Origin of the sequence: Aeromicrobium yanjiei, from assembly GCF_009649075.1 — a bacterium.
In the GTDB taxonomy this organism is placed as follows: Bacteria; Actinomycetota; Actinomycetes; order Propionibacteriales; family Nocardioidaceae; genus Aeromicrobium; species Aeromicrobium yanjiei.
On record NZ_CP045736.1, the window covers coordinates 26,089 to 51,304 of the forward strand.

Genomic DNA, 25,216 nt, shown 5'->3' on the forward strand with positions numbered 1-25,216 from the left:
GGCGGAGGTACTAGTTGTTCTCGTCGACGTAGAGGCCTTCGGGGGGTTCCTCGATCGGGAAGACGTAGTGGCGGTTGGTGGAGTGGCCGTTGTCGATTGAGCACCCTTTGAATGGGCCGGAGTCGGCCAGCAGGATCGGCAAGTGGTGGTCGAGGTGGTCGCGCAACCAGGTGGAACTGCCGAGGGCGGGATCGGTGCGCAGATGCTCCCAGGATCGCCACAGGCTCTCGAGGCGGTAGATGGCTTCGGGGTGCTCCCACCAACGGGGGCACCATGTGATGCCGGGGGTGTGCTTGACGTCGCGGGGGAACATCGGGACGAAGAACTCACGTACGAACTCAGGCAGGCTGCCGTAGTAGAGCCGCGGCCGCTGCTCGTCGACATCGGCGCCGGGATCAGCCTCGTCGGTGTCTTCCCAACCGGTGCCCGTGGTCATGACTGGGCGTCCTTGACGGCGCCCGCGTGGGGGCCGGCCATCCACGGGGTGGTGCGGATCAGTGCGGCGCGGGTGCCGGAGGCCAGGACGAGGGCGCGGCCGCGGGGCATCGCCCGCAGATCCGCGACGTCCAAGATGTCGTCGGACTGCTCCTGGCGGCTGACGGTGCGGCCGTTCTTGCCGTGGCTGACCGAGGGGCGATCGTGCGTGTATTTGCCGATCGCCTGCACGAGCTCACCGAGGTACTTGATGTCGTCGACACCGCCGGCGTACACGTTGATGTTGGCCGTCGACTTGAGCTTTTCGAAGCCGTCGACGCCCCACACCGACCGTGCTTGAGCCGGGGATTGCAGGTAGGTGGAGATAAGGATGCCGCGCGAGCCGTAGTGGGAGTACAGGTTGGGCAGCTCTTTCCACCGGCACACGTTCGCGGCCTCATCCAGGACCACGAGCATGGGCACGGGCAGTCGGCCGTTGCGCTGGGTCTTGGCCAGGTCCTCGGCCGCCTCGCAGACTGCGGCCGCCAGAGCGGCGACCAGTCCCCCAGCTGAGCCCTGTCCTTCCTTGGACAGCGAGTAGAGCGTGTCGCTCGAGCGCACGAAGGCGTGTGGGTCGAACTCGCGGCGTGGTCCACGTCCGGGCGGCGTCACCCAGGCCATCGCTTGACGGTTGAGCATGAAGGAGGCCATCTGCTCGGCGCTGCCGTAGATGCCGCTGCGCTCTTCCGGAGCGGCGGACATCGCGCCCTGCACGGCGGCGGCGATCAGGTCGTAGCCGTTGTGCTCGAGCACGGTTGCTGCGGTGTCGTCGGTGGGGCTGGTCAACCACCGGTAGACCTGCGGAAGGTCCTGACCAGACACGGCGGCCGCCAGCAGGAGGTTCGCCAGGAGATCTCGACCCTTGGGGCCGAAGTAGCCGTCGATCTTCGCGTCCGGGTCGTGTGAGGCGGCCTCGAAAATGTCGGCCAAGGAGCGTGCCTTGACCTCATCGGTGACGTACGACAGCGGATTCCACCACCAGGTCAACGGCTCGCCGACGAGACCTTGGGGGTCGAAGACCCAGGTGGTCCCGATGGTGTCGCGGTAGGCGCGGGTGGTCCGTACGACGTCATCTTTGTTCGACGTCGTCAGCACGGCGCCGGGGGCACCGAGGATCTCGGGGATGACGAAGCTGGTGGTCTTGCCGATGCGGGCGCCGGCGATGACGAGCATGACGTCTTCCCAGGACCGGTAGAGCGTGCGCTTGCCCTTGATGGTCTGTCCCACCGGGACCCCAGGGCCAGCTGTGACGCCGAGTCGTTTGGCGATCTTGCCGGCTTCAGACTCACCAAGCGGGCCGAGGCGGCTGCCCCGGGCCAGATGTTGATCGGACTTGTCGATCAGTTGGCGGCCCCCGGTCCCGCGCAGCAAGAGCCACAGCACCAGGACGATCAGGATCAGGACGGCCGCCGCGGCCGTTGCCGCGAGCTCGGTTGCCGTCGACGTCCACTGCACGGTTCCGTCGAACAGTCCGATCACGAGCTTGGCCGGGTTGGACGGCGGCGCGGGCTTGTCATCCAGGTGTGCCGCGCCGTGCAGCACAGCCCAGAGGACTCCTGCGGCGGCAAGGATCGTGAGCGCGGCAGCTAGCCCGAAGGCGGGGCCCAGGTCGACACCGGAGGTGCCGGTTCTGCGGGCTGTGGAGGACATGTCAGATGGCCTGGCTTCCTAGGAGGCTGTTGCCGTCGGTGGGTTCGATGGCGTCGTGCCAGCGTTTGTTGGTGTCGTTGACGGCCCGCTCGACGTCGGTCAGGGCGACTTGGAACGGGATGCCGGGACGTCCACCGACTTTGACCAGGAACTTGCCCCGTCCGGGTGGTTCGGCTTCTCGGCCGGACTGGGGGTCCCATGACGGTGGGGCTGACCAGCCGACCAGCATTTGCTCTTCGGCGCGGGACATCATCACGGCCTCGTTGAGCCGTGGCATCTCGGACTGCGGGAGGCCCCCGCATAGCACCATGCCGGCGCGCTCGACGAAGCCGCGGGCTTTCATTCGGTCGTGCTCGTCGGGCAGCGACATTAGGTCGGCCATGGTGTGGGAGATCATCGCCATGCCGACGCCGCGTTGGCGGTTGAGCCGGGTGAGGGCGTCGACGCGGTCGACCATGCCCCTTCCGGCGCGGATCGCGCGCCACAGCTCGTCCAGGACGACGAAGTAGTTCCGTTGCGGCTCCAGTCCGGCATCGGCCAGTGCGTGGGCGACGTTGATGGCGCCGAAGCCGTAGGACCAGCACGCCAGCATGACGGCGGCCTGCAGGTCCGATTCGGAGTCGTCGATCGAGGAGATGTCGAACACGACGGGCCGGTCACGTTTCATCGGGACGGTGGTCTGTTGGGAGAAGATGTTCCCGAACCGCCCACCCGACGTCAGACCCATCAGGGTCGCCTCCAGGCCCTCGGTGATGTCGCGGTAACGGTTGATGTCGCCCCGGTCCAGGGCCACGTGACGCAGGTCCTCGGGGGCGTCCTGGATGACCTTGAGCAGATCCGCCAGCACCGGAATGCCATCGTGCCGCTCGTCCAGGATCTTCAGCGCCCGGTCGATGATCGTCTCTTCACGATCGGTGGGGGGTTCTGCTCGCAAAATGGTGATGAGGGCACCGACCATCGTGAGGCGGCGGCCGTGCGCGTCGGCAAGAACCTGCTGGCGGTGGGCGCCGGTGAGCCGTTCAGCTGCCTCATACGCTTCGCCCGGGTCGAGGACATTGATCGCGCCGCGTCCACGCCCAAGGTCGATGACCTGTCCGTCCATCTCTCGGATCAGGTCAACGTAGTCCGGTTTCAGGTCACCGAAGACCATCGGGTTCACCCCGAAACCTGACAGGCCCAGCGCCATCCGCCGCACCAGGCTGCTCTTGCCCAGGCCGGGCAGCCCGAGCACGAACGCGGACGGGTTGGAGATGAGGTTGGCGCGCTGGAACCAGCTGATCGGGTCGCAGCACAGGGTGCCGCCGGTCAGCATGTTGCGGCCAAGCGGGACACCGACCATCGGTGACCCGGAGCCGGCGGCGTAGGGCCACAGGCCGCACACCTGCACGGTTGTGCCGCGCCACTCCGTGGGTGCCTGCAGGTAGGACACTCCCCCGGCAGCTCTGCCGGCCCAGCCACGCGAACCCGGGCGGGTGGGGTTCTTCGCCAGGTCTCTCGCGGCCTTGGCGTCCGCACCCTTCTGCGCTTCGCTCAGGTCTTCGGCCGCCGTCGCGGTGGTGTCGCGGCGCCGCCGTCTCCGGATCACATCGCGTCCCGGATCTCGACGGGAATCCGCAGATGCGATTGCAGCACAAGGCCCAGCGGTAGGCATGCTGCGAATGCGGTGTCTTGGGACCCGTAGACGGGTCGGATCACGAGCCTTGCGGTGGCGGCGAGGTTGTCGATCGCCGCCCGGGCATCGGGCATCCGGTCGGAGTCGGTGACGGTGGCGGTGATGAGGATGCCGAAGTCGACCAGCCCGGCGCCCTTGGCCTCTTCGGCCGCGGTCGATGCCGCCGACCTGGCTGACGTGACAGCTCGAGCAGAGGGCCGGTTGGACGAGCCGATGCGGAAGTCTGCGTTGCGTTTGTCGGTTTCGACGGTTCGGGCAGCCTTAGCCGAGTCCAACGGCCGGTAGATGATGGTGACTCGCTTGCGGTCGACCTCGCCGTGCGGGGACAACAGCCGGGTCAGCACCGAGGAGAACACCTCACCTCTGGGCGCGGATGTCATCTCCCAGGTGCGCGAGAACGCGCCATCGTGGCGGTAGTAGTCCCAGCCCGTCTCCGTAGCCGTGGGTCCGACGTCCGTCCACGACAGGTTCGGGGCGTGACCGCCGGCGTGGACGTCGTCGATGAGGGCGGCCGCGGCCGGGTCGTACGCGACGCGGACGATCTCGCACAGTGTCTGCGCGTCGACCGGCCTGGCCGGTCCCGCACCCGTGGCTGCGAGAGTCTGCGTCAGGCCCGGCAGACGTGCTGCGAGATCGCGGGCCACGTCGTCAGCGTTGCGTTTCTTGCCCGCGTAGGTGCGGCCGTTGAACGTCAGCGACACCCATGCCCGGACCTGTGCTGAGCCAACCGGATAGTTGTCCATCACTTGGCCCAGCATCGTCTTGGCCAGCTCGGGTGCGTTCGGGTCGATCCGCCCCGTGACCTCGCGGCGCAGGCGTGCGCCGGTGTCTGGCGCGGTCTCCACAGTCACCGCGGCCGCCACCACACCAAGTTCGTGGCCGAGCGCTGCGAGCCAGTCGCCCCACGCGGCCACCCAGGAGTCGATCTGGTGCTGGTCCACCAAAGAAGCGCCATCGGGCTCACACCCGATGACCACCGAGAAGTGGCCGACCGACGGTGTCTCCAGCACAGCAAAAGGACGGTTGTAGGAGTCGTGGTGCTCGGTGAGCTTGGTCTGCGCGAGCAGCCCGGGCAGCTGGAACGTTCCCCAGCCGGTCCGGCCCAGGACACCGGAACGGTAAACGTGCTGGCGGCGGCTCTTGGTGCGTCGCCAACCGATCCGGTTGGCGAGGCGCTGCAGGCCCGAGCGGCCGTGGGAGTCCTTGACGATCATCAGGGACAGCACGATCACCACCAGGATCGTCCAAACAGCGGCGACCATCAGCTGGTGCAACGTCATCAGCACGATCAGGCCGAGGATGCCAGCGAACACCACACCGGTCCCGATCGTGCCCAAAGGGCCGATACCGGGTGACTCGGGGCGTCGAAAGTTGCCGTACGTCCGAACCTTCGCGGCCTCGTTACTTGCTTCCATCCGGTCCCCCGTCTCCGACAGCCTCGCTGGCCGCCTCCTTGCCCTTGGTCATGACTTGGCCTGCGGCAGCGACTCCGGCGCCAACGGGGCCGGCTGCTGCACTGGAGCCGCTGGCAGCGGCACCGCCACCAGACGCCACGCCCGATCCACCTGATCTGGGCGCACCGCCGCCGCCACCGGCGCTCATCGCCGGCACGCTGCCACCAAGGGCAGCACCAGAGGGCCCGGAGGACCCGCGGCTACCCGGCGTGCCCATCGAGGCCGGTGACTGCGAAGGCTGCGAGATCGCGCCCGTGGGTCCGCCGCCCGTTGCGTGGCTGGCCACGGCGCCGGCGGCCATCACACCAGCGCCACCACCACCGCCGCCGCCCGACAGGCCACCGACCAGCGGCACGCACAGCTTCATCAGCGCCGGCAGCGCCGCGACCGCCAAGACCATCATCGTCATGCCGGTCAGGGCGCCCATGAGGTCCTTGGAGTCACCAAACAGCTCGAACGCGGCCGCATACACGAGCGCGGCCGCGGGCTTGTAGAGCGCGAACGCGATCATCCAGCCGACCGTCTTTTGGAACCACTGCTTGCCGGACTCGGTGTTCGTCGCAGCCGCAGACAGCGGCAGAATCCCGGCCAGGAGCACGAGCATCCCCGACCGGGCGATCATCAACACGATCTGAGCGATAGACGCGAGAATCAAGATGAGGCCGACCAGGATCACCAGCATTGCGCCCAGCGGGCCGCCGGTGGTCGTGACTGCGGCGAGCATTCCGGTCATCTTCTTGTTGAAGTCGGCGCCCCCGGCGCCGCCGATCAGCCAGGTTGAGAACTCGTCGCCCGCCACAACGACCAGACGCAGCACAGCCAGCCCGCCACCGGTGACCAGCACCAAGGTGATGAGGGACTGCCCAAGGTCGCGCAGCGGTTGAGCCCTGGCCTCCCACGCCATGCGCGCACCGGCGATGATCACGCTCAACACCGCGGCGAAGCCAACGAACCAGAACAAGTTGTCCTGCAGCTTCGTGGCCGTCTCACCCGAGCCCAGACCGACAGTCGGAACCTTCGTCCAGATCGTCGCCACCGACTTCACCGACTCGCCCACAGCCTCCGAAACCGCCTCAGCGAACTTGTCGATCGCACTCCCCGCCACCGAAGACGCCGCGCCACCGGCGACGTCGCCGACCTTGTCCTTCACGACGTCGATGGGGTTGGGGATGGCCATCACGACACCCCGCTCCACGGCACGAAGCCGCTGAGAGACGTAACCGCATTTCCCTGGATGCCGGCGCTCGAAAGCTCCCACTTCCAGTCACCTTCCTGCCACACCATCGTCATCACAATTTGCAGGAGTCCTCCCGAGTCGGGGCCGTCGGTGAGGCGAGCGATCACGCTCACTGTTGAGCGATCCGGCGAGTAGTCCTCGATACGAAATCCTGCGATCTGCGCCGGAATCTTGGTGGTAGCACCGCCGTCGTCGCTTGCGAGGAAGGCGTCCAGGGCAGGGCCAGGAACCATTCGTGATCGCACAAGGGCCTCGCTCGCGAATCGCGGCTCGTTCAGGAGGACGGTCAGCCAGGTCGCGGCGAACAGCGCCCCCTCTGGTGAGCGCGCGAAGCAACGAGGGATGTCGTCTTCCACCTGCGCGGGCCCCGTCGATTCGTTTTGCGGGACTGCCGAAGTCCCCAAGATCTTCCATTCGGCGTCCGGAGCGTCCGTCAGGGCCGTGTCCTGGCTGTCCGGCAGCCCGCACGCGGACGAAGAACGCTGGTCGCCGGCGGAGCCCGCTGGCGTGGCGCTCGGGGCGGGTCCCGCATTGGGGCCCTCTTCGTCTCCGCCGCCAGTGAGACGGAAGGTCACCAGGACGATGCCGGCGATGACGATGAGGCCGATGAGTGCGGCCGACGCGATGAGGCGACGGTCGCGGGGTTCGTTTGTGTCGCTCATCGCTGCCGCCTTAGAGCAGTGCGCCGACGAGGGCGGACGCGGCACCGATGACGATGCAGCCGCCGAGGGCCCAGCCGAGGCGGGAGACGTGTTCGCCGCCTGAGCCGCGCTGGATTGACACGGCCATCATTCCGCCGGCGATCAGGACACCGAGCACGCACATTGCGGAGGCGATGTAGAAGACCCAGCGAAGGATGGTGACCAGGCCGTCGGAGCCGGGTGGGGCTTCGCCGCTGCCGGGGTCGGGCACGGCGAGGGGCAGTGTGGACAACAGGTCCGGGAGGGTCGCGAGGATCTGCATGGTGACTCCTAGTGGGTGGTGGCGATGACGGTGTCGAGCTCGTTGAGGACCTTGCGGACCTGACGTGGTGGGTTCGTGGGGTCGACGTCGAGCCGGTAGGCGTCGACCCAGGGGATCTGCCACATATGTGGCACTCCCCCGCGCAGGATCTCGGCGCGATCGGCCAATGGCTTGGGGAGCTTTCCCGGCGCGTCAGCGATGAGGACCAGCCCGATGAGGCGCACGTGTGGGGTCTCGGCGGCGGCCCACGCCCGCATCGCCAGCTGGGCAGCTGCAAGTCCGGCCGCGTGGGTCCTCGCGACCAGAACGACGGGGGGCTGCGGACTGATCGACGGCCACCGGTGGTCGGTCGCGGTGCCCCCCAGCAGCTTGGCGAGCGTCGTCTCCCCGGAGCCGCCATGTGTGCCGACAACCCAGACCCGGGCCGGTGTGGACGTCGACCACACCGGCAGCTGCTCGGACGCCTCCGGCGGCGTAATGGCGGGCTGAGGGGCGCTCGCACCCGTCGGCACGATCAGCTGGGCCGATTCCTCCGGTGAGTCCAGCGTTTCCGGAGGCGCCGGTAGCCACGGATTGCTCATAACAAGGTCTCCCATATGTCCGCCTGCTGTGTTTAACTGATTCCGCGGGCCGCATAGTTCGAACGAACTAGTTCTTCTGGTCGGGACACTACTCCGATCTCGCTCTATAGGCTAGATTCAGATCAAACACGTAATTCACGTGCTTTCGCCTGATTCGCTATGACGACTCGCAGGGGGGTGTGTGAAGGTCGATGCGTGAAACACTCCCCCCTCGTGAGTCCGCGAGTACCTGAACCGACTGAGGGCGATCTACTGACGGTCGTCGAGGTTGCGAAGTTCATGAGTGTCAGCGACAAGACCATTCGCAAATGGTGTGCAGAAGGACGAATCCCGCACGGCAGACTCGCAGGTACGATCCGTTTCGACCGCGAGCAACTACAAGCCTGGGTCGACGAAGGCTGGCACTCGAACTCCAACGCTGCTCCCAGAGAGCCCAAGGAGTAAGCCCGCCGGCCTGAGAGGCCTTGCGGCTGTCGCTGCAGCGCTCATCGTTGTGAGCGGGTGCACCAGCGGCGACAGCGACAGCGACAACCCCAGGACCGGTGCCACACCGCCCCCTGCGTCACCGGTCGCGACCTGGGACCAACAGAGCCACACCGCCGCCGAGCTGGCAGCGAACAAGCTGCTGATGACGTGGTCGCGGCCGACGATGGCTTATGAGCAGTGGTGGGCTGAGCTCAAACCGTTGCTGAGCCCTGAGGGCCAGCAGAAGTACGCCTACACCGATCCGATCAACATCCCGAAGTTGAAGATCACCGGCGCCGGGGTGGAGTCCAACAACGACAACCCGCACGTCGTCACGATCACCTTCCCCACCACCGGCGGGAAGTTCGGCGTCGACCTGTCAAGAACGTCCATCCCCGGGCGGTGGGTCGCGGAGAACATCATCTTTCCCGGCGACTACTCACGGTTGCAGTGATGGGCGCCTCCAAAGGGTGGGTGGCCCTGACGACCCCGGTCACCATGATCATGGCGCTGGTCGTCGCGATCCCCCTGCTGTTCGGAGGATCCGACTGCGACCCCGCGCTGGCGTCGTCGACCGGGCCGACCAGTGACGCGGTCTCGATCATGTCGTGGAACGTGTGCGCGAGCTCGTGCGGGCAATGGGACCAGCGCAGCGGTTCTGCGGTCGAGCAGGTCGGGCGCATCTCGCCGGACATTCTGGCGGTCCAGGAGGGCGGCTGGGGCAAGAAGAAGCGCCCGTTCACGTTCCAGGGGTTCGGTTCGCTGGGATACGCGAGCGGCAACAACAAGGCCCCGTTCATCGGGCGCTACATCTTCTACAAGCCGGGCAAGTTCGACCTCGTCAAAGCCGGCTCATTTGGCCTCGGCGGCACCCATGGCATGGCCTGGGCCAAGCTGCGGACCAAGGCCGACCGGGTGACGTTCACCGTCGTGGACGTGCACCTGGCGTTTGAGAAGTCCGCCGACGCCAAGCGCCGCTCCCAGATGATCGACGGCTTGGCCAAGGTGCGCGCCGTCTCTGGCGCTGACGCTCCGCTGGTGTTCGTGGGCGACTTCAACTCCAACAAGTCGCGCAACGTCGACGCGCCCGCAGCGGTCATGAGGGACGCCGGCCTCCGCGACGCCGTCGAGATTGCGGCCAACAAGCTCAACGAGAACGTCAACTCTGCCCGCGACCGCTCAGCGACCGCGAAGGTCGAACGCAACGGAAACCAGACCGACCACATCTACGTCCCGTCCCAAACGACGGTGGCCTCCTGGCAGCAGATCGTGAACGCCACCGGCGACCGCTACGTCGCACCGTTCATCAGCGACCACAACCCGATCATGGCCACGATCGCGCTGCCCGGGACCAAGCCGGCGAACCCCACCAAACCCGACACCAACACCACGGCCACCAGTGCACTGTCCACCAGTGCGCCGTCCACCACTGCACCGGCCGACGATGCGTCACCCGCGGCTGCGGTCGTCAAGCCGACCGCGAAACCGTCCGCTGCGGCGACCTCGGTGGGCAGGTGGAAGGGCGTTCAACTCAAGAACGCCGCCGCGATTGTCGCTGCTGGCAAGACGGCAGGCGTGAACCAGCGCGGTCAGACCATCGCGGTGATGACCGCGATGGGCGAGTCCAGCCTGACCGTCCTGAACCGCGGCGACGCAGCCGGCCCGGACAGCCGTGGACTGTTCCAGCAGCGCAACAGCTGGGGCTCACTGGCCGAACGGATGGACCCCACAGCCAGTGCCACCTTGTTCTACCGTGCGCTGCTCAAGGTCGACGGGTGGGCCGATCTTGAGCCGACCATGGCCGCGCACCGGGTGCAGCGCAACGCCGACCCCAACCACTACGAGAAGTTCTGGGACGACGCCGTCCAGGTCGTCGCATCCGTGACTGGCCAGTCCCCCGCCGAAGCGGGTTTCAGTGCTGCTCCCGGCTGCAACGACGGCGAAGCCACCAATGCGGTGTGGGCGTCGGGCGCAGACTGCGACTTCGGGAACCTCAGCACCCCGCGCAACTGCACCGAAGCGCTCAACGAGGCCGCCCGCATCGCACGCGATGCGTCGTGCACCAACGAGGTCCGCGGCGGCACCTGGCGCCGCCGGTGCCTCGAGTTCGTCGCCCGCGTCTATGGCTACGCCAGCTCCGGCACCCCGACGGCCAAAGCGCAGTACCGGCTCATGCAGTCCAAGGGCCTGATCAGCACCGACAAGAAGATCCCCGCCGGGGCGCTCGTGTACTTCAACTCATCCGACCCCGCCGGCCACATCGCCGTCTACGCCGGCAACGGCAAAGCGTTCTCCAACGACTACATCCGACCCGGCTGCATCGACCTCACACCGATGTCCTCCATGGGTGGCAACGGCCGCTACCTGGGCTGGTCACCACCGGTCTTCCCGCTCGGCGCACCCCTGTAAACCCACCAGAAAGGCACCCCATCATGACCGTGGAAACCATCCCGAACTTCCCCAACATCACGGCGCACTTCCACGCCGAAGACACCGTGGAAGTCCAACTGCTCGGCGTGAGCCAAATGTTTTACACCGATGAGGCCGGAGACGCCCGCAGCAAGGCCCTGACGTACCTGTGGGGCGTCGCCAGAGGCGCCGATCTCAACCGCTCGATCCGGGTTACCACCCGCACCGCGGACAACCACGTCGCCGTGCTCATCGTGACCCCCGACGGCACCTACTACGACGAAGCCGACCCGATCAGCTCCTGGCCGATCTTGGAGCCCGACGCCGATGATCCGGCGCCAGCCGTCGCGCCCAGCAACACCGACGACTCCGCGCCGATCACAGAGGCCATCCTGATCAACCAGGCCGCGTCAGCGACACCGACGACGGATGCGGCCCCCCGGCCGGCCCGCGTGCCCGTCGTCGCTGCCCCGGCCGCCGTCGCCGCACCCGCGGGCGCTCAGCAGCTCGCCGGCCCCGATGTTCCTCGGCACCACGAACGAAAGTCGTTCATCGCCGAAGGCCCCGTGCTCGAGCCGGCCAAGCAGGGCTGGCGCGGAACCTTCAACAAGATGGGCATGCGCCTAGACCCCGGCGCCAGCGAACTGCTGTGGCGCGACGACGTCAAGCAGGTCTCCCGCCACTGGCCCGGCCCCCGCACCATCGCGATCGCCAACGGCAAGGGGTCAGCGAACAAGACCCCCACCACCGTCATGCTCGCCGCGGTGTTCGCTCGCTACGGCGGCGCTGGCGTCCTGGCGTGGGACAACAATGAGACCCGCGGCTCGTTGGCCTGGCGCACCCAACAGTCCGGGCACCACAACACCGTGCTTGAGTTGCTCCCCCAAGCAGAGAAGCTGCTCGGCACCGGCGCCCAGTCCGCCGAGATGTCCTACTTCGCGCACCACCAGCCCGAAGACAAGTTCGACGTCCTGCACTCAGACCAGTCCGTCGACGGCTCCCACGAAGTCTCCGGAGAAGAGGTCGACGCGATCCACCGCGTGGCCGCCAAGTACTACCGGCTGATCATGATGGATTCAGGCAACAACGAGCGCGCCGTCAACTGGCGCTCCATGATCGAACACTCCCAACAACTCGTCGTGCCCTGCACCAACGTCGAAGACACCGCCGAAGCCGGCGCCCGGATGCTCGAAGCGCTGTCGAACCGGGACGAGCACTCCCGCAAGCTTGCGCAGAACGCCGTGGCCGTCATCAGCAAGCGCACCCCCGGCAAGGACCCGAACATGGAACGAATCGTCAAGGACTTCCGCCCCCTAGTTCGCGAAGTCGTGACCATCCCCTACGACAAAGCGCTCGTCTCTGGCGTCATCCACTTCGACGCCCTCAACAACGACACCAAGCGCGCGTGGCTGCGCGCGACGGCTGCCGTCGCGAAGGGGCTGTAGGAAACGGTCGGCCTGAATCGCACTGGGTCTGATGAGGGGTGCGATTCAAAGCCAGCTAAACGCTACTCGGGACGAACCACCGCTCGAAGCACCTCCCCAATCTGAGACCGCAGCGCTATCGCCTGCTCGCGAGTCACGCCGAGCCGCGCATCGAACTCCCACTCGTCGACTACTTCCAAGTGCCTCATTGATCGCTCCGGCCAAAGTGATCAGTTCGTCTCGAGTCGCCGCAAGCAAGACCTCATCATCGGAGACTTCTTCGTCACCGATCCATGGATCCTCATTCTGAATTAATCTCATCGTCCGAATCCGTTTCATGGCACACTCAGGAAATAGTCGTAATCATTGGTCGATCGAAACGCCGGAGGCCGTCGGGCGCTCTCGGATTACGGACAACGACAGTCCTGTCTTGCCAATAGGCACTCCTGCCGCGCCTGAGGGGTCTCATCTGTCCGGTCGCGACGACGTCTTCGATGTGCGACGCGAACTGACCCCGAGTCATGATCTCAGCGAACTCGCCGCATTGCCCCGCCGGCCCCAGCATCCGCTGGCACCGCAAAGCACTCAATCAGGTTGACGACGAACGCGCTGCGTCATCAACCTCATGGAATCCGCGCCTGTGCCACCAAGCGCGACGGGTTGGGCGCACCTGTACAGGGATTAGCCCGTTTTGCCGGTCTCATAGATCAGTCGACCCTGGCTCTCTTCGCTTTGGAGGTAGGCAGCGATCGCCTGGCCGTGGAGTGCATCGCGGGCGTCGACGGCGAACATGCTTGCTGATGACCACTCCACAAGCGCACCTCGCTCGGCGAGGGCCAGGACTACGTCGTCTCGCAGCCCGCAATTCTCGTTATCGAAGTGAACCCGGAACACATACCGCCCGGAGGCAGTCGTCACACGCCGCACGAGAAAGTCGTCGTCAACCTCCGCCACATCGCCGAGCGCCAAGTCATAGGCGAAAAAGGGGATACAGCATAGCTCAAAGTGTCGCTCATCGAGCTTACGCGCCCATAGCTGCTCAGTTGTGATTCCGGTGTCCCCCGGGTCGATCTCGATCGCAATGATGAAGTCAGAGCGATGCCGCCAAGTCGGGTCTCGATGGGTTGCTTCGCCCCAAGACATGAATTCCATCACCACCACTCCGGCGGCCACTGCCCGCGATGGAACGGTGGCGGATTTACCGGGTAGTCCCGGGCACTATCCGCGAGCGTATCGCTTCTCACCGATGGTGGAAACCTCTTGCCAGCGGTCGCGCCACCAGTGGCACCTGGCTTGATCTTCGGGAAGGCCTTCGATGCAATGCCGGCCGACCGCTCGCTCGCAAACGCCGACCGCCAAATGGCCCCAACGCCCCCGCGATTCAGCAGTCATCAAGGGCAGTGAGGGCGGTCCAGAGGTTCTGCGGCTAACCGTGATGCCCCGGGTGCTGATGCATGGAGCGTCGGTGAATCCCTGCTCGGCTGTGCGGAAGGGACAGAGTTTGCAGCGACTAGGAGGAAGAAGGTCTACCCATCAGTGGGACGCAGAGATGGGCAGAACCGCGAGGATGCGACGTCTGCGATGAACAGACCCACCACCGCCGAACCTCCCTTACGGCCGCGGACCCCAGCAGCTCAGTCCGCCTCCCGGCATTGAGACGACCGTGTTCCCATCCGGCCAGCTCGCAGTCCACGATTCAAAGTCGGGATCTGCAGCGACCCGCAAGATGATCCCCCCGCTGAGAGTGACTACCAACGACCCGGAGTTCTCGTCGGCGGTCGCGAATTCGACAGTGCCACCGCCGATGACCCGATGCAGACCCTGGTCCGTCCCGAGGTTCTGGGGGTCGAAGGTTGTCGGTGCGCGGCCCGTACCTGAGATAGTGAAGGACCCCTCAATTCGGATCTGGACTCCTCCCGAGAACATCAAAGTGACCGCATATTCGGTGTCGATTTCCTCGATGCGACGCGTGCCGATATCAATCTGCACTGCTACCACCCCTCCGGAAGCTCGAATCCGTCGCCTGAGTTGCGCAGGATATGGGTCTCCGGCCGAGAGCCCGGTTTCCCGTTGACACCGATGGGCTGGCCCTTCGGGTTGTAGAACCTTACATAGCCGTTGGGGTATCGCTCAGTTGCTCCCAATCACGCGGACTGGGTCACGTCCCGAGTTTTCCGGACTCTTCTCGTGTGTTGATCATGCCGCCTTGTCGGCGGCGGTGTGAAGGGATTCGAACTCGATCGGGCTCAGGTAACCGATCGATGAGTGGCGCCTCGTCGGGTTGTAGAACGCTTCGATCCACTCGAAGATCCCGATGGCTAACTCGGCCCGGGTCGACCAGTCACGGCGGTCAAGGAGCTCGACCTGCATCGCGCCGATGAACGACTCCCTGAGCGAGTTGTTGTAGGCGCAGGCGGCCTTTCCCATCGAGCCGATCAGCCCGGCCTCGCGGAGCCGATTGCCGAACCGCCACGACGTGAATTGCGCTCCAAGGTCGGAGTGGACCACCGTTCCTGGTGCCGGTTTGCGACGCCACCTGGCCATGTCGATCGCGTCGACGACCAGCTCGGTGCGCAGGTGGTCAGCGATCGACCACCCGACGCAACCGCATGAGTAGACGTGGATCGCTGCCGCGCAGTAGACCCACCCTTCGCTGGTCCTGTGCTGCGTGATGTCGGTGACCCACAACTTGACGGGCGCGTCAGCGACGAACTCGCGCTTGACGTGGTCCTAGAAGACCGCCGGGGATCTGCCCATGGACGGGGCGGACCCCGTAGGTCTGTCGCGACGGGGCGTGAATGTCGTGGATCGTGTTCAGCAAGTGGGCACGTCGACGTCTCGTGCTGACGGTGGCCGATTGAGCCACTCGTAGTGGCCGGAGGTCAAAACGCCCAAGACCCCGGCAGATCACCGCGACAGGAAAGTCGTCGGCGAGTTCGTGGACCAGCAGGAACCCACTGTTGGGAAGACGTTCTCCCTTGCGAGATAGGCCGACGCACGTTTCAGTATCTCGATCTCCATCACCTGGACCCGGTTCTCGCGACGCAGACGCACCAGCTCTGAGCGTTCGTCTTTCGTCAGACCGGGACGGTCGCCGGCCTCGACCTCGGCTTGAGCCGTCAACCGGCGCAGACCGGACTCACTGACTCCCAGATCCTTCGCGATCTCAGCCACAGGGCAATCGCCGGACCGGGCAAGCTCGACTGCTCGACGACGGAACTCCTCGGGCTTTGCTGCAGGCATTCCAGACTCCTCGCTCGGAGCAATCCTTGCTCCAACATTGGTGTCCGGAAAATCCGGGACAGGTCAGGTCAAGCGACATCATCGGCCGCGTGTGGTGGGTGCGTGGATCGCGTCGAACAGTCCGTGGATCGCGTCCCGGGTTGTGGCCCATTTGGGGTCGCTGCTCGGGGTTCCGTCGCGGGCCAACTGGCTATGAGAACTCCAAGGTCGCCCCAGGGCTCGAAGTCGTGATCCGCATGACCGAGACCTTCAACGTCACCGTCGACTACTTGCTCTTCGACGCCGCCGAACGACGGCCACTGAACGCGCCCAGCAGCGCCGTCAACGCCCGCCTCACCGACCTCCACCAACTCAGCGACGAAGAACGCCACACCATCACCAACGTCATCGACGCCCTCGTCACCAAAGCCAAACTCCGCCTCATCACCGGCGGAGCGGGCTGAGGCTCAGGCCTGTCCGAAGGGCACCGGCACGGACCCAGCACCTGACCATCGACGGGTGGCCAACGCGATCGCGTCGTTCTCCCCAGCGAGCACGACATGGAACGGGACCGGCGGACGGTCCCACCATTCGCCAAGCTCGACGGACTGGCTCCATTCCTCGGCCGCAGACTCCAGCGCTCGAGCAAGCCAGCCGAGCGCCTCAGGCCCTGCGTGCGCGAGGACCTGGTCCGGGTCTGTGATCGTCACGACGTAGCCCTCGCCCGCGGGCAAGGTCTCCAGTTCGGCGATGCACTCGTTGAAAGCATCCTCGTTCTCGCCGAAGTAGAGCGGGAACTGCAGCGCGGCCGCGAACTCGTCGAAGAGCCCGCTGACCGTGCGCATCTTGCGACCGCGCAAGATCCGGGCGGTCAGGCCCGACTCCACCCAGCCGACCACAGCCGACCCGATCGCCTGCTGGTCACCTTCGAGAAGGAGAGGCCGAAACTCCGGATCTACCTTCAGCAACGCGCGAACGTCGGTCATTTAGTCGGCCCCCGAACAAGCATGAAGCTGCCGTAATGATCGCCCGTGAAATAGGCCGATCCATCACTGCTGGTAACCAACCGCTCGGCGCCACGGTTGACACCCTTAGTGTACTGATTGACCTCCCACTCACGATAAGTAACCCCTCCGGCACGCGGTCCTCCGAGTTCCTGAAGACCGAGCCGCTCTTGTACCCCGGTAGCGGTGCACCCTTCGCATCGATCCGGTCCAGAACCGACCAGGTCTTCTTCGAAGCAGGCCCAATCGGCAGGATGTGGTCTGCGCTCTTTGCGTCAACGCCAGCAGCACGTTCACTCGTAGCAGCGGCACCAGCCCGTCCGGGTCCGCCAGCAGCAAGGGTGGCCAGCAAACCTAGAACCTCGCCGCGCTGGTAATTCAGCGTGTCCCGCTCGGGACCTGTCAACTTGTCGGTCAAATCCTGAAGAGGCGTCGCTCCGAAGGCCGCCGCCAACGGCCGGCCTTATAACGAAGTTCTGACGAAGAGGTCACCCACCGACGAAGGGTTGGACAAGTGCCCGTTGAGGATTGGCGTCGAGCCAATGGGGGGCGAGTCCTACATTTGGCTTGAGTACAACGCAGAGTTCCCTGTATGGCACCAAACTGGCATGCTTCCGCTTCATCGCCGGGCGCAACACTGCTTCAGATTCGCGCTCGGACGACTTGTTCCGCTACTCCGGTAGCCAACAGATCACGTGCTCTGTCGATCACGTCTACGACTACGGCGACGGACTCGCACGTCTTGCGATCAAAGGAGCGACGCCCGAAGAACCAACCACTCGACTTGAAGTCTACAAACTTCGCGGGCTGTCCGGGATACCCGTCTTGGAGTGGGCGGCGAAGGTGGATGCCCTGCGCGTCAACGGCGAAGGCGGGCAGACGTGGCAAGGGTTCACCTTCTACGCGAAGCGTTTCTACGCACTCACTGGTGATCACGGACAGGACAACAGATACCTCCACATGCAGCAGTCCTCGATGGCGCACACGGCCAAGAGGATGACGCCGACCCCAAGCGCAGCATTGATCCCGGCATCCGGCGCGGGTTTGGGCTCGGTGGAGACGTTTCGACCCCGCAGATCGGGACAGCTGTCACTTACTAGAGGAGTCGGTGCCGGAGGTGTCAACGACGCTTGGAGCGCGCTTCGTCATCCGGAGCAACAAGATCAAGGATGAGATCGGCGCGACCCGGCACGAACCAACGCCAGGACCAGGACAACGAAGGCAAGTGCAGAGACGCACGCGGCCGCCCGTTCCGCCCCCCCCAGCAGAGAGTCCGATACGTACCACTGACAGGACTGCGGCGAGGGCGGCACAAGAAACGAGCAGCTTGTAGCCGGGAGAAAGTTCTCTCAATTTCGTAATCAACACGCCGTTGCCGTCCCGTAAGCGGAGAACGCATATCCTACGCCCGCGGCAACCAGGGCGGTCGTGCCTCCAGTGAAGGGGGCTGCGAGTAAGGACCCCGTGGCGAGGAGGTGACCTCCGTAAGACACCAAACAGTTGACAGAGACGTGGAGCTCGATGCTTGGCAGGTGGTCGACAACTGAGTCCGCAAGGTCCTCTCCGAACACATGCCGCTGGGGTCAGAATTGTTCACTGGGTCCCCGGCTGCGTAGTGCCCTCCTCCGACACCACGCACGCCAAGCCTTCAGCGGCCAATCCAGCTGATCGGTATGGCTTACTGGCGCGGCACCGCCTCACAGCAGGCACAGGACGATCTCGACGGCCTGCTCGACCCTGCGCTGGGATTCGCCCAGCAACAGCTCGACGCGCACGGCGAGTTCGACCCCTACGCAGTTGTGGTCGACGCTGACGGCCAGCAGCGCATGGTCGCCGCGGACATCGGTAGCGACGAGCCGGCATCAGCGGACCTGATCACCAAGCTGATCGCGACGCTCTCCGACGAGCGGGACAATCTGCGCGCGGCCGCAATCGTCGCCCACATCCGCCTGCCCGAAACGAACAGCGACGCCGTCCGCGTCACCCTCGAACACTCCGAACGCGTCTCCCTCACTGTCCTCCTTCCTTACAAGGCCCGCCAGTTCGGACGCGGCATCGACTACGGGAACCTGCAGGCGAGTGCGGCCACCGCCTTCATCTGGCCGGCTGGCTAGTCCAACGCCGCCAGCGCGCGCTGCGCCTCTTTGCGCACCCACGCCCGATCGTCGTCCAACATCCGCTCCAAGCCTGGGCGGGAAGCTGGCGCCTTGAGCTTCCGAAGGGCCTTGACCGCATGACCACTAACGGTGGGGTCGTCGAGGAGCTCGATGAGCACCTCGACGGCCTCCGGCTTCCTCGATCGACCAAGGCCCAGCACGACCATCTCGCGGCTGCGACCGAAGGAACCATCGCGTGCGAGTTCCACCAGTTCGTCGAAGTAGTCGTCGCTCCATGTCACGTCGAGCGCGTTGCCAACAGCCCAGCGCACGCCGAGCTCCGTTTCGTCCTCGACGCTGCGAAAGTACTCGATCAGAGGCAGAGTCGCTGCGGGCCTCGCCCACGGCACACTCAGCACGCGCACAACCTCCATGAGGGTCTTCGTCTCTGAGACCTCCGGCAATGCGGCGACCAAGACCGGAATCGCCGTCCGGTAGCGCACTCCAGAATGGCGGAGCTCAGCGAGCGAACCGACGACGTATCCAATCTCTGCCAGGCTCGCCAGGATCGGCCCCTCATCAGGCGCGGGGGGTTCTACTGCTGTCACGCGATCATGGTCCCAGATTCGGGACTCGTGTAATGACACCCGAGTCGATCATGTTCTGCAGCGGCTTCGAGAACGTCGTGGAACCTCTGACGTAGAGGTTGAACGTCAAGCTGTGCGCCTGCGCGTAAGCCGTGAAATCACGCAGCTGGCTGGTGTAGCTCAGGCGGCCGACGTTCTTGACCTCGCCGAGCACCGACGAGTTCAACTCGTCGGGGATGCGGTAGGCCGCTCTGCCGCTCGCAGACGGAATTCGGTCCATCGCCGGGCGCAACACTGCTTCAGATTCGCGCTCGGACGACTTGTTCCGCTACTCCGGATCCCCGTCTTGGAGTGGGCGGCGAAGGTAGATGCCCTGCGCGTCAACGGCGAAGGCGGGCAGACGTGGCAAGGGTTCACCTTCTACGCGAACCGTTTCTGCGCAATCACCGGTGATCACGGACAGGACAACACATACCTCCACATGCAGACGCCGGTCGAGCCTCAAAGCACCAATTGGCAGTCCGATCCCAAGATGGTCAGCGCGGCGTCCGTCAAGCAGAGCCTCCCGTCGGACATCGACGACTGCGGGCCCGAAGGTATAGCCGTGTATCGCCCGGATTCGTCGGAGCAGGTACGCCTCAACTTCGGACTGACCGCAGGGGAACGCCACGAAAAAATGGGGTCTACTACCGCACCGCTTAAAGAAATTTGGCAGTTGTCGACGAAGGCGACCTACTCGAAAACTTGGCCCTCCGCTGAAGTCTGCCGCGCTGCCGCTTACGGGCGGTCGAGCAGGTGCTACCGCCAAGTGGCGTTTCTGAAGACGCCTCGCGCCGGAACGCCTGTAGCCTTCGTGAACGTCGTCGAGGCCCAAGCGTCTGGGGCAAGGGGCGCCCGCCGGATGGAGTGTTGTCGTGACCAAACTTGGGAAGGCCACACCCCGGAGGCTAGTTGCTGGACTCGCGACTGCACGCCAGCTCCGAAAGGTCGCCCACCGCCTCGGCAGACCTCTCGGAAGCCTCTCGGTCATGGTTCTGACCGACATCGAAAACCCTGTCTTCGAAAGAGGCGTCCGTCGTCGTCTGGTCTCAGCGGACACTACGTTTGTGTCGATCCATGGCGACCCATCAAGAGCTGTCTTCGCAGCCAAGCGTCGTTCGCGCCCGGACGTGATCGTTGATGCCACACGGCAGGGCGACCGGACAGCACTCGCACGGGAGATGATTTGGGTGCTGCCCCGGGGCGGGTTGTATATCGCAGTGGGTGCTCGCCGCAGCTGGACTAACCGCTTCGATGCCGCAGGACGCTCGCTTAGTACCGACTCAGTCGCGTCGGAACGTGTCAAGAAGGAGCTACGCGACTCAGTCTCCCTCGAGCGAAACCGTCGTCCCCAGGCCGTGGTCAAGCAACGAGACCACCTCGCGGTACTTCGGCATACAGACGTCGAAGAAGTCCTGAGCAGTCGCTACGGGGCCGCCTGGGGTGAAATCGTTACCCGCCAAGCGGAATACACCTTCGAGTCGCGCGCAGACCTGATCATGCATGGAGAGCCATCGGAGGCGCGTAAGCCGAGCACCATCCACGTACCCGAGCTCACAGTCCGCGCATACAACGACGCCACTTGCCACATGCGAGAAATTCTGACTCGCAATGACTTTATTCTGCCTGATACATATCGTCATTGGCAGAACAAGAGTCTTTTGCACAAGAGAATCCAACCTGGCTCGCGGTCGTATGCACGGCTTCTTGAGGCTGTAACTGCCGGCCGAGCCAAGTCAGAGGCAGGAACTTTCTACAGCCTCGACTCAGCCTTCCCCACCCATTTCGGGCATCTCATGACCGAGACCATCTCTCGCCACTGGGGTTGGCAGGTCGCCTCGAAGATGTACCCGGACCTTCGCCCCGTCATGACCCGTCAGGCGGGTAAGGCGCCGCTCCCCCAGTGGAAACGAGATGTGCTGAGCGCACTCAACGTGCCGCTCGACAAGATCCTTTTCGTTGAGGAAGGGGATTCCGTGCGGGTCGAGAGGTTGGTGGCTGCCATGCCCCAATTGGTCAACCCGCGGTACATCGACGCTGGCATCCACAACACGTGGGCGGCGATTGGAGCAGGGGTCGGCGTGGACCCAACGCCGCTCCTTCGCCCTGAGAAGATCTTCTTGTCGCGCCGAAGCAAGTCACAACGAACCTGCAGCAACACTCCGGAAGTCGAATCGTTCTTTGCACAGAACGGCTTCAAGGTTCTTCTCCCCGAGAAACTCTCTTTCGCCGAACAGGTCCACACCTTTGCCGCGGCGAAGGTTATCGCGGGGTTTGGGGGTAGCGCGTTGTTCAATGCCATGTTCAACTCCACCGCGAAGATACTCATTCTGACCAGCCGGAGTTATGTAGCAGCCAACGAGTACCTCATCGCATCCGTGAATGGCAACGAACTTCACTACTTCTGGGCGCCTCCGGAACTGCAGCAGCCCCCCTCCGGCTTCTCGGTCGACGCCTACCGTTCCGGGTTCGAATTTCCGCTCGCACAACACCAGGCAGCGCTGATGAGAGTTATCTGACGGCCGCCGGAGGTTGCCGGATTGGACAGGACGGATCTGAGTCCGGCTCGAGCCCGACCTGCGAAGTGAATAGCCTGTGAGCGGCTGGGATGGCTGGCCCGGGGCTGGCTGGCACGGCGGTACCGGCTCTTCTGGCTCGACGTGCCTCATGAGTCACCTGGCCCCTTGGCAGGTTGCGTTCTGGGGATCTGTCGTCGAGTCGGGAGGGTCGGCACCGTGCGCCCACCACGGCGACGGCATGAATGGAGGCTTGCTCAACTCTCGGGCTGTAGCCCTTACAAACATGTCTCGTAGTGACGTTCTCACGGGCCGACGCGGTCACGACGCCCGCTCCCTTCAAGGCGACTCGCATGTCCGTCGTTGCGAATCACTGCGGAATCATCGTCAGCGTCGACATTCACGCCGCGACCCAGACCATGCCTCGGCAAAATCGCGATCGGGCAAGGAGCTGGGATGGAGACGTTCCCGCCCTAGACAGCGAGGCTGTCGTCGGCAGCCGGACGGATCGGGCGCCCGCGCCAAGGGTGCCGTCGTCGCGGTCCGTCACGCCCGCCGGGTGCTCGAGCCGACGACGATCCGAAGAGCAACCGTGTTCCTTGAACCAGGGTTGAACGGACTGTCAGCCTCACGCGCATGAAGAAGTGTGAAGCCCTATCGGAAAACCCGGATAGGGCCGTGCATCTTCATAGCGCCAGGCTGCTCGGTTGCCGCGAGCGACTTGTAGTTCTACAAGAATCTTTTCGACACGCAGGCGCGAACATGGCCGCACATGTAGAACTACAACTATGTTATTCACATGAGGAGCACACGTCAGCGACGAACGCGAGGCAGCGGTAAAGCCACCGTCGCGCTCAACGTCCACGTCGACCCGATCACCAAGACGAAGATCGACCGTGTCGCCGACGCACTCGGGCGCTCTCAAGGGCAGGTGCTCGATCTCATCGTCGACCACGCGGACCTGACACAGACGGCCCCCCTCGCCGGCACCGGACCAGACGCCGGCAGCGGCCGACAGCGGCGCACCCGCGGCACCGGCAAACTGACCGTGGCGCTCAACGTCCACATCGACTCATCCGCAAAAGACCGCATCGACACGGTCGCGGATGCACTGGGTCGATCCCAAGGACAGGTTCTTGACCTGATGCTCGGCCGCACCGATGTCGACGCCCACGGGCGACCTGACTTCTGGGATGGCCCACTGGCTACCGATTACCAAAGGGAGCTGCCCATGGCGAGCTCCGCATAGCAAAGGCCCGCACTTGGCGGTGCGGGCCTTTAAAGCTTTACCGACTTGAGCTTGGCGGCTAGTGAGTCGGTCCACATCAGCTGGTTGGCGACGCCTCCCAGACTTTCTCTCTACGAAACCACTGGCTAGGGGGTTTCTTGATGCCCACGGTAACACGCGCTGCTTTGGCGTACCCGGAAACTTCCGACGACGCGGCGTGTCGCAGCGCACAGGTCGCCTGGCAATCGCTAGCCAAACAGATCTCTGGACAAGGCCGCATGCGGGTGTCGCGCGACGGAGGGAAGACGTACCCGCTGCACCGCGAACGGCGCATCAGCGACGACCTTCCCAATCAGCCGGCCGCTGTGCTGATCTACGACAACGCCGGCTGCGCACGCACCTTCTGCATCGACCTGGACTCCTCCAAAGGAGGCCCCGACGCGGTACAACGCGACTACACGACGCTGACGGCGACCCTTCGCCGGCTGGGCCTGCCCCACTTCGCCGACCGCTCCCCCAACGGCGGCATGCACATCTACATCCCCATGGCCGAACCACTGCCATTCCACGACGCCTCCGAGGTGGCCCGAGCCCTGGAAGCACGCACGCCGACCCTGGACCCCATGCCCATGCTCGGTCTAAGCAGCGGCTGCATCCGGCCCCCTGGAAGCCGGCACAAGACCGGCGGCCACCAAGAACTCATCGGCTCACCCACCGCGGCCTGGGAGGCCTGCCAACACGGCGCCACCCCGGGGGCATGGCGACGATTCGCCGCCGAGGTGGCCTTCTCCCCCAGCGACAGACGCGAGTACGCCGTCACCGGCGAGACGCTTCCGGTCGCCGAGCCCGTCGCGCAGCTGCGGCCCCTGGGTCAGCACATCGCCCCGGATGCCAACTACCAGAAGATTGCCCGCACCGGCGACTACGACACAGCGCGGTACTCCACCCACTCCGAGGCCCGCCAAGCTGTCATCTGGTCCGCCGTCGCCGCCGGCTGGGACCTGCCAGCCGTCGCCGTCCGCCTCGAGAACGGCACCTGGCCCGGCCTGGCATCCCTTTACGCCCGATACCGGCCCCAGTCGCGCCACGGGGCGCTCCTACGGGACTGGAAGTCCGCCGTCGAATTCGAAAAACGGCGTCGCTCAGCATCGAGTCAAGAAGATGTTCACGTACGCACCACAAGGGGACCAAAGACACACGCGGGGGGCACCTACGAGCAGATCAGAACGTGGGTGAACGCGGTGGACCTGGCATTCGACGAGGATCGCCACGACGACCTAGGCGCCCGCGCGGTACTGCTAGCTGTGGCTGAGGCTGCTCAGAAGACTGGGTCGACCGTGATCTCATTTGGTAACAGGTCCTTGGCTGTCGCGACCGGCCTCGACCAGTCGACCGTCGGCAAGATCCTCAAACGACTCGCTGCAGAGGACGACCCACTGATCGATCTGGTGCAGGAAGCATCCGGCGTCGTCGCTCACACGTACTCGCTGCGCGTTCCCGGCGCCCTGGCTGACGAAGCTGGGCGTCGCACCTGGAAACGCGGCAAAATCCACGGGATTCGAGCGGCGTTCCGGGACCTGGGTCTTACCGCCGCCTTCGCGTATGCGGCACTGGAGCAAACCGACGAACCGCTCTCCGGGCGGGAAGTCGCGATCGCTTCACGGCTAGGAGTCAGCTCGGCGCACGAAGCACTTCAACTGCTGGAGGCATTCGGCCTGGCCATACGCAAAAACAACAAGTGGGTCATCGGCGAGGCGAACCTCGAACAGCTCGCCGAGCGATTTGGTGTCCTGGAACGGGTCAAAGAGCAGATCGACCGCTACCGGGCGGAACGTCAGGCCTACTGGGCCTTCCTCGGCATCATTCGTCTCGGCACCGTTGACGCGTCGGTGGGAACGTATGACGCGAGCGCTCCTCCCCCACCTCCGCCGGATGAGTCCTTCACGCTCATGGACATGCTCGAGGATGTCCTTGGCGCGCACCTGATCGCCGAAACCCCGATCTCAGCGGCCTGAGCCGCCCCAGGCCTCGCGCATGGGCGTTGCGTATGCGCGGTGAAGGGGTGACAGCGCGCTCGCACGCGCTCGAATACTAGTGAGCCCGCCAATGTGAGGATCGTATGGTTCTCCATATGTAGGTACGTATGGGTGACCCAGAACGACAAACAAGTGGATTACCATATGCACAATTCTTGT

The 25,216-nt window shown here is 64.8% G+C and carries 25 protein-coding genes and 1 pseudogene; 10 read left to right on the forward strand and 16 right to left on the reverse strand.

Annotated elements, in window-relative coordinates:
- Window positions 1-10: 10 nt before the first annotated feature.
- The 8 genes from GEV26_RS00110 to GEV26_RS00145 are packed head-to-tail and all read right to left on the reverse strand — an operon-like array spanning window position 11 to window position 7,896.
- Window positions 11-436, reverse strand: a complete 426-nt coding sequence (locus GEV26_RS00110; protein WP_153651180.1) for a DUF4913 domain-containing protein — start codon at window positions 434-436, stop codon at window positions 11-13.
- Entirely contained in the window at window positions 433-2,124 is a 1,692-nt protein-coding gene (locus tag GEV26_RS00115; RefSeq protein ID WP_153651181.1) for a type IV secretory system conjugative DNA transfer family protein, read from the reverse strand. The genes GEV26_RS00110 and GEV26_RS00115 overlap by 4 nt, the downstream gene beginning before the upstream one ends.
- A 1-nt stretch (window position 2,125) precedes the next feature.
- A complete protein-coding gene (locus tag GEV26_RS00120) occupies window positions 2,126-3,775 on the reverse strand; it encodes an ATP/GTP-binding protein (protein ID WP_424923846.1) in 1,650 nt (549 codons plus the stop codon).
- Window positions 3,706-5,211: an SCO6880 family protein gene (locus GEV26_RS00125; RefSeq protein WP_194839797.1), complete on the reverse strand. Its 1,506-nt coding sequence runs from the start codon at window positions 5,209-5,211 to the stop codon at window positions 3,706-3,708. The genes GEV26_RS00120 and GEV26_RS00125 overlap by 70 nt, the downstream gene beginning before the upstream one ends.
- Window positions 5,198-6,427 carry a hypothetical protein gene (locus tag GEV26_RS00130; protein WP_153651182.1) on the reverse strand — a complete coding sequence of 410 codons (1,230 nt, stop codon included), beginning with the start codon at window positions 6,425-6,427 and terminating at the stop codon, window positions 5,198-5,200. Before GEV26_RS00130 ends, GEV26_RS00125 begins: the two co-directional genes overlap by 14 nt.
- On the reverse strand, window positions 6,427-7,149 hold the full coding sequence (locus tag GEV26_RS00135) for a DUF8175 domain-containg protein (RefSeq protein WP_153651183.1): 723 nt from the start codon (window positions 7,147-7,149) through the stop codon (window positions 6,427-6,429). Before GEV26_RS00135 ends, GEV26_RS00130 begins: the two co-directional genes overlap by 1 nt.
- Before the next feature lie 10 nt (window positions 7,150-7,159).
- The gene (locus GEV26_RS00140; protein WP_153651184.1) at window positions 7,160-7,450 is read right to left on the reverse strand and encodes a hypothetical protein; all 291 of its coding nucleotides are present in this window, start codon (window positions 7,448-7,450) and stop codon (window positions 7,160-7,162) included.
- 8 nt (window positions 7,451-7,458) lie between these two features.
- Window positions 7,459-7,896 carry a DUF6668 family protein gene (locus GEV26_RS00145; protein WP_153651185.1) on the reverse strand — a complete coding sequence of 146 codons (438 nt, stop codon included), beginning with the start codon at window positions 7,894-7,896 and terminating at the stop codon, window positions 7,459-7,461.
- Between the two features lie 294 nt (window positions 7,897-8,190).
- Between GEV26_RS00145 and GEV26_RS18185 the strand changes: the two genes are divergently transcribed.
- From GEV26_RS18185 to GEV26_RS00165, 4 genes are read left to right on the forward strand one after another with little or no spacing between them, the layout of a single operon-like run.
- A complete protein-coding gene (locus GEV26_RS18185; RefSeq protein WP_153651186.1) occupies window positions 8,191-8,475 on the forward strand; it encodes a helix-turn-helix domain-containing protein in 285 nt (94 codons plus the stop codon).
- A 49-nt stretch (window positions 8,476-8,524) separates the two neighbouring features.
- Entirely contained in the window at window positions 8,525-8,950 is a 426-nt protein-coding gene (locus tag GEV26_RS00155; protein WP_153651187.1) for a hypothetical protein, read from the forward strand.
- Window positions 8,950-10,905: an endonuclease/exonuclease/phosphatase family protein gene (locus tag GEV26_RS00160; protein ID WP_153651188.1), complete on the forward strand. Its 1,956-nt coding sequence runs from the start codon at window positions 8,950-8,952 to the stop codon at window positions 10,903-10,905. Before GEV26_RS00155 ends, GEV26_RS00160 begins: the two co-directional genes overlap by 1 nt.
- A gap of 23 nt (window positions 10,906-10,928) precedes the next feature.
- Complete coding sequence (locus GEV26_RS00165; protein WP_153651189.1) at window positions 10,929-12,350, forward strand: MinD/ParA family ATP-binding protein; 1,422 nt, start codon at window positions 10,929-10,931, stop codon at window positions 12,348-12,350.
- 660 nt (window positions 12,351-13,010) lie between these two features.
- Here the strand turns inward: GEV26_RS00165 and GEV26_RS00170 are convergent.
- From GEV26_RS00170 to GEV26_RS00180, 4 genes and pseudogenes are all read right to left on the reverse strand, one after another.
- Window positions 13,011-13,502, reverse strand: coding sequence for a DUF4265 domain-containing protein (locus GEV26_RS00170; protein ID WP_243838669.1), 492 nt, complete (start codon window positions 13,500-13,502; stop codon window positions 13,011-13,013).
- Window positions 13,503-13,940: 438 nt separating this feature from the next.
- Window positions 13,941-14,327 carry a DUF6188 family protein gene (locus tag GEV26_RS18190; protein ID WP_424923847.1) on the reverse strand — a complete coding sequence of 129 codons (387 nt, stop codon included), beginning with the start codon at window positions 14,325-14,327 and terminating at the stop codon, window positions 13,941-13,943.
- Between the two features lie 198 nt (window positions 14,328-14,525).
- A pseudogene (locus GEV26_RS00175) lies at window positions 14,526-15,044 on the reverse strand (IS3 family transposase); the annotation flags it as partial.
- A 192-nt stretch (window positions 15,045-15,236) separates the two neighbouring features.
- On the reverse strand, window positions 15,237-15,572 hold the full coding sequence (locus GEV26_RS00180) for a transposase (RefSeq protein WP_153651191.1): 336 nt from the start codon (window positions 15,570-15,572) through the stop codon (window positions 15,237-15,239).
- Window positions 15,573-15,799: 227 nt separating this feature from the next.
- Between GEV26_RS00180 and GEV26_RS00185 the strand changes: the two genes are divergently transcribed.
- Window positions 15,800-16,015, forward strand: coding sequence for a hypothetical protein (locus tag GEV26_RS00185; RefSeq protein ID WP_153651192.1), 216 nt, complete (start codon window positions 15,800-15,802; stop codon window positions 16,013-16,015).
- Between the two features lie 3 nt (window positions 16,016-16,018).
- On the opposite strand, the gene GEV26_RS00190 is transcribed toward GEV26_RS00185, so the two are convergent.
- Together GEV26_RS00190 and GEV26_RS18195 are read right to left on the reverse strand one after the other, a co-directional pair.
- Window positions 16,019-16,537 (reverse strand): barstar family protein, encoded by a 519-nt coding sequence (locus GEV26_RS00190; protein ID WP_153651193.1) that lies wholly within the window; start codon window positions 16,535-16,537, stop codon window positions 16,019-16,021.
- Window positions 16,534-16,779, reverse strand: coding sequence for a ribonuclease domain-containing protein (locus GEV26_RS18195; RefSeq protein ID WP_153651204.1), 246 nt, complete (start codon window positions 16,777-16,779; stop codon window positions 16,534-16,536). The genes GEV26_RS00190 and GEV26_RS18195 overlap by 4 nt, the downstream gene beginning before the upstream one ends.
- A gap of 343 nt (window positions 16,780-17,122) precedes the next feature.
- Between GEV26_RS18195 and GEV26_RS00200 the strand changes: the two genes are divergently transcribed.
- Both GEV26_RS00200 and GEV26_RS00205 read left to right on the forward strand, forming a co-directional pair.
- Window positions 17,123-17,728, forward strand: coding sequence for a hypothetical protein (locus GEV26_RS00200; protein WP_153651194.1), 606 nt, complete (start codon window positions 17,123-17,125; stop codon window positions 17,726-17,728).
- A 500-nt stretch (window positions 17,729-18,228) separates the two neighbouring features.
- A complete protein-coding gene (locus tag GEV26_RS00205; protein WP_153651195.1) occupies window positions 18,229-18,669 on the forward strand; it encodes a hypothetical protein in 441 nt (146 codons plus the stop codon).
- Here GEV26_RS00205 and GEV26_RS00210 read toward each other — a convergent pair.
- Both GEV26_RS00210 and GEV26_RS00215 read right to left on the reverse strand, forming a co-directional pair.
- Window positions 18,666-19,259 (reverse strand): HEAT repeat domain-containing protein, encoded by a 594-nt coding sequence (locus GEV26_RS00210; protein WP_153651196.1) that lies wholly within the window; start codon window positions 19,257-19,259, stop codon window positions 18,666-18,668. The two genes, GEV26_RS00205 and GEV26_RS00210, sit on opposite strands and share 4 nt — an antisense overlap.
- A gap of 4 nt (window positions 19,260-19,263) precedes the next feature.
- Window positions 19,264-19,533 carry a putative toxin gene (locus GEV26_RS00215; RefSeq protein WP_153651197.1) on the reverse strand — a complete coding sequence of 90 codons (270 nt, stop codon included), beginning with the start codon at window positions 19,531-19,533 and terminating at the stop codon, window positions 19,264-19,266.
- 733 nt (window positions 19,534-20,266) lie between these two features.
- On the opposite strand from GEV26_RS00215, the gene GEV26_RS00220 reads away from it, so the two are divergent.
- The 3 genes from GEV26_RS00220 (at window position 20,267) to GEV26_RS00230 (ending at window position 25,036) form a co-directional block, all read left to right on the forward strand.
- The gene (locus tag GEV26_RS00220) at window positions 20,267-21,796 is read left to right on the forward strand and encodes a glycosyltransferase family 61 protein (RefSeq protein ID WP_153651198.1); all 1,530 of its coding nucleotides are present in this window, start codon (window positions 20,267-20,269) and stop codon (window positions 21,794-21,796) included.
- 796 nt (window positions 21,797-22,592) lie between these two features.
- Window positions 22,593-23,042: a hypothetical protein gene (locus GEV26_RS00225; protein ID WP_153651199.1), complete on the forward strand. Its 450-nt coding sequence runs from the start codon at window positions 22,593-22,595 to the stop codon at window positions 23,040-23,042.
- A gap of 257 nt (window positions 23,043-23,299) precedes the next feature.
- Window positions 23,300-25,036, forward strand: coding sequence for a bifunctional DNA primase/polymerase (locus GEV26_RS00230; protein WP_153651200.1), 1,737 nt, complete (start codon window positions 23,300-23,302; stop codon window positions 25,034-25,036).
- Window positions 25,037-25,216: the final 180 nt, after the last annotated feature.

Excerpts from the sequence above, each read along its gene's own strand:
- GEV26_RS00160 (WP_153651188.1), top strand. The coding sequence starts at position 8,950 with ATGGGCGCCTCCAAAGGGTGGGTGGCCCTGACGACCCCGGTCACCATG.
- GEV26_RS00125 (WP_194839797.1), bottom strand. The coding sequence starts at position 5,211 with ATGGAAGCAAGTAACGAGGCCGCGAAGGTTCGGACGTACGGCAACTTT.
- GEV26_RS00205 (WP_153651195.1), top strand. The coding sequence starts at position 18,229 with ATGGCTTACTGGCGCGGCACCGCCTCACAGCAGGCACAGGACGATCTC.
- GEV26_RS18185 (WP_153651186.1), top strand. The coding sequence starts at position 8,191 with ATGACGACTCGCAGGGGGGTGTGTGAAGGTCGATGCGTGAAACACTCC.
- GEV26_RS00165 (WP_153651189.1), top strand. The coding sequence starts at position 10,929 with ATGACCGTGGAAACCATCCCGAACTTCCCCAACATCACGGCGCACTTC.
- GEV26_RS00135 (WP_153651183.1), bottom strand. The coding sequence starts at position 7,149 with ATGAGCGACACAAACGAACCCCGCGACCGTCGCCTCATCGCGTCGGCC.
- GEV26_RS00190 (WP_153651193.1), bottom strand. The coding sequence starts at position 16,537 with ATGACCGACGTTCGCGCGTTGCTGAAGGTAGATCCGGAGTTTCGGCCT.
- GEV26_RS00115 (WP_153651181.1), bottom strand. The coding sequence starts at position 2,124 with ATGTCCTCCACAGCCCGCAGAACCGGCACCTCCGGTGTCGACCTGGGC.
- GEV26_RS00225 (WP_153651199.1), top strand. The coding sequence starts at position 22,593 with ATGAGGAGCACACGTCAGCGACGAACGCGAGGCAGCGGTAAAGCCACC.
- GEV26_RS00110 (WP_153651180.1), bottom strand. The coding sequence starts at position 436 with ATGACCACGGGCACCGGTTGGGAAGACACCGACGAGGCTGATCCCGGC.
- GEV26_RS00120 (WP_424923846.1), bottom strand. The coding sequence starts at position 3,775 with ATGCCTACCGCTGGGCCTTGTGCTGCAATCGCATCTGCGGATTCCCGT.
- GEV26_RS00140 (WP_153651184.1), bottom strand. The coding sequence starts at position 7,450 with ATGCAGATCCTCGCGACCCTCCCGGACCTGTTGTCCACACTGCCCCTC.
- GEV26_RS00130 (WP_153651182.1), bottom strand. The coding sequence starts at position 6,427 with ATGGCCATCCCCAACCCCATCGACGTCGTGAAGGACAAGGTCGGCGAC.
- GEV26_RS00180 (WP_153651191.1), bottom strand. The coding sequence starts at position 15,572 with ATGCCTGCAGCAAAGCCCGAGGAGTTCCGTCGTCGAGCAGTCGAGCTT.
- GEV26_RS00230 (WP_153651200.1), top strand. The coding sequence starts at position 23,300 with ATGCGGGTGTCGCGCGACGGAGGGAAGACGTACCCGCTGCACCGCGAA.
- GEV26_RS00220 (WP_153651198.1), top strand. The coding sequence starts at position 20,267 with ATGGTTCTGACCGACATCGAAAACCCTGTCTTCGAAAGAGGCGTCCGT.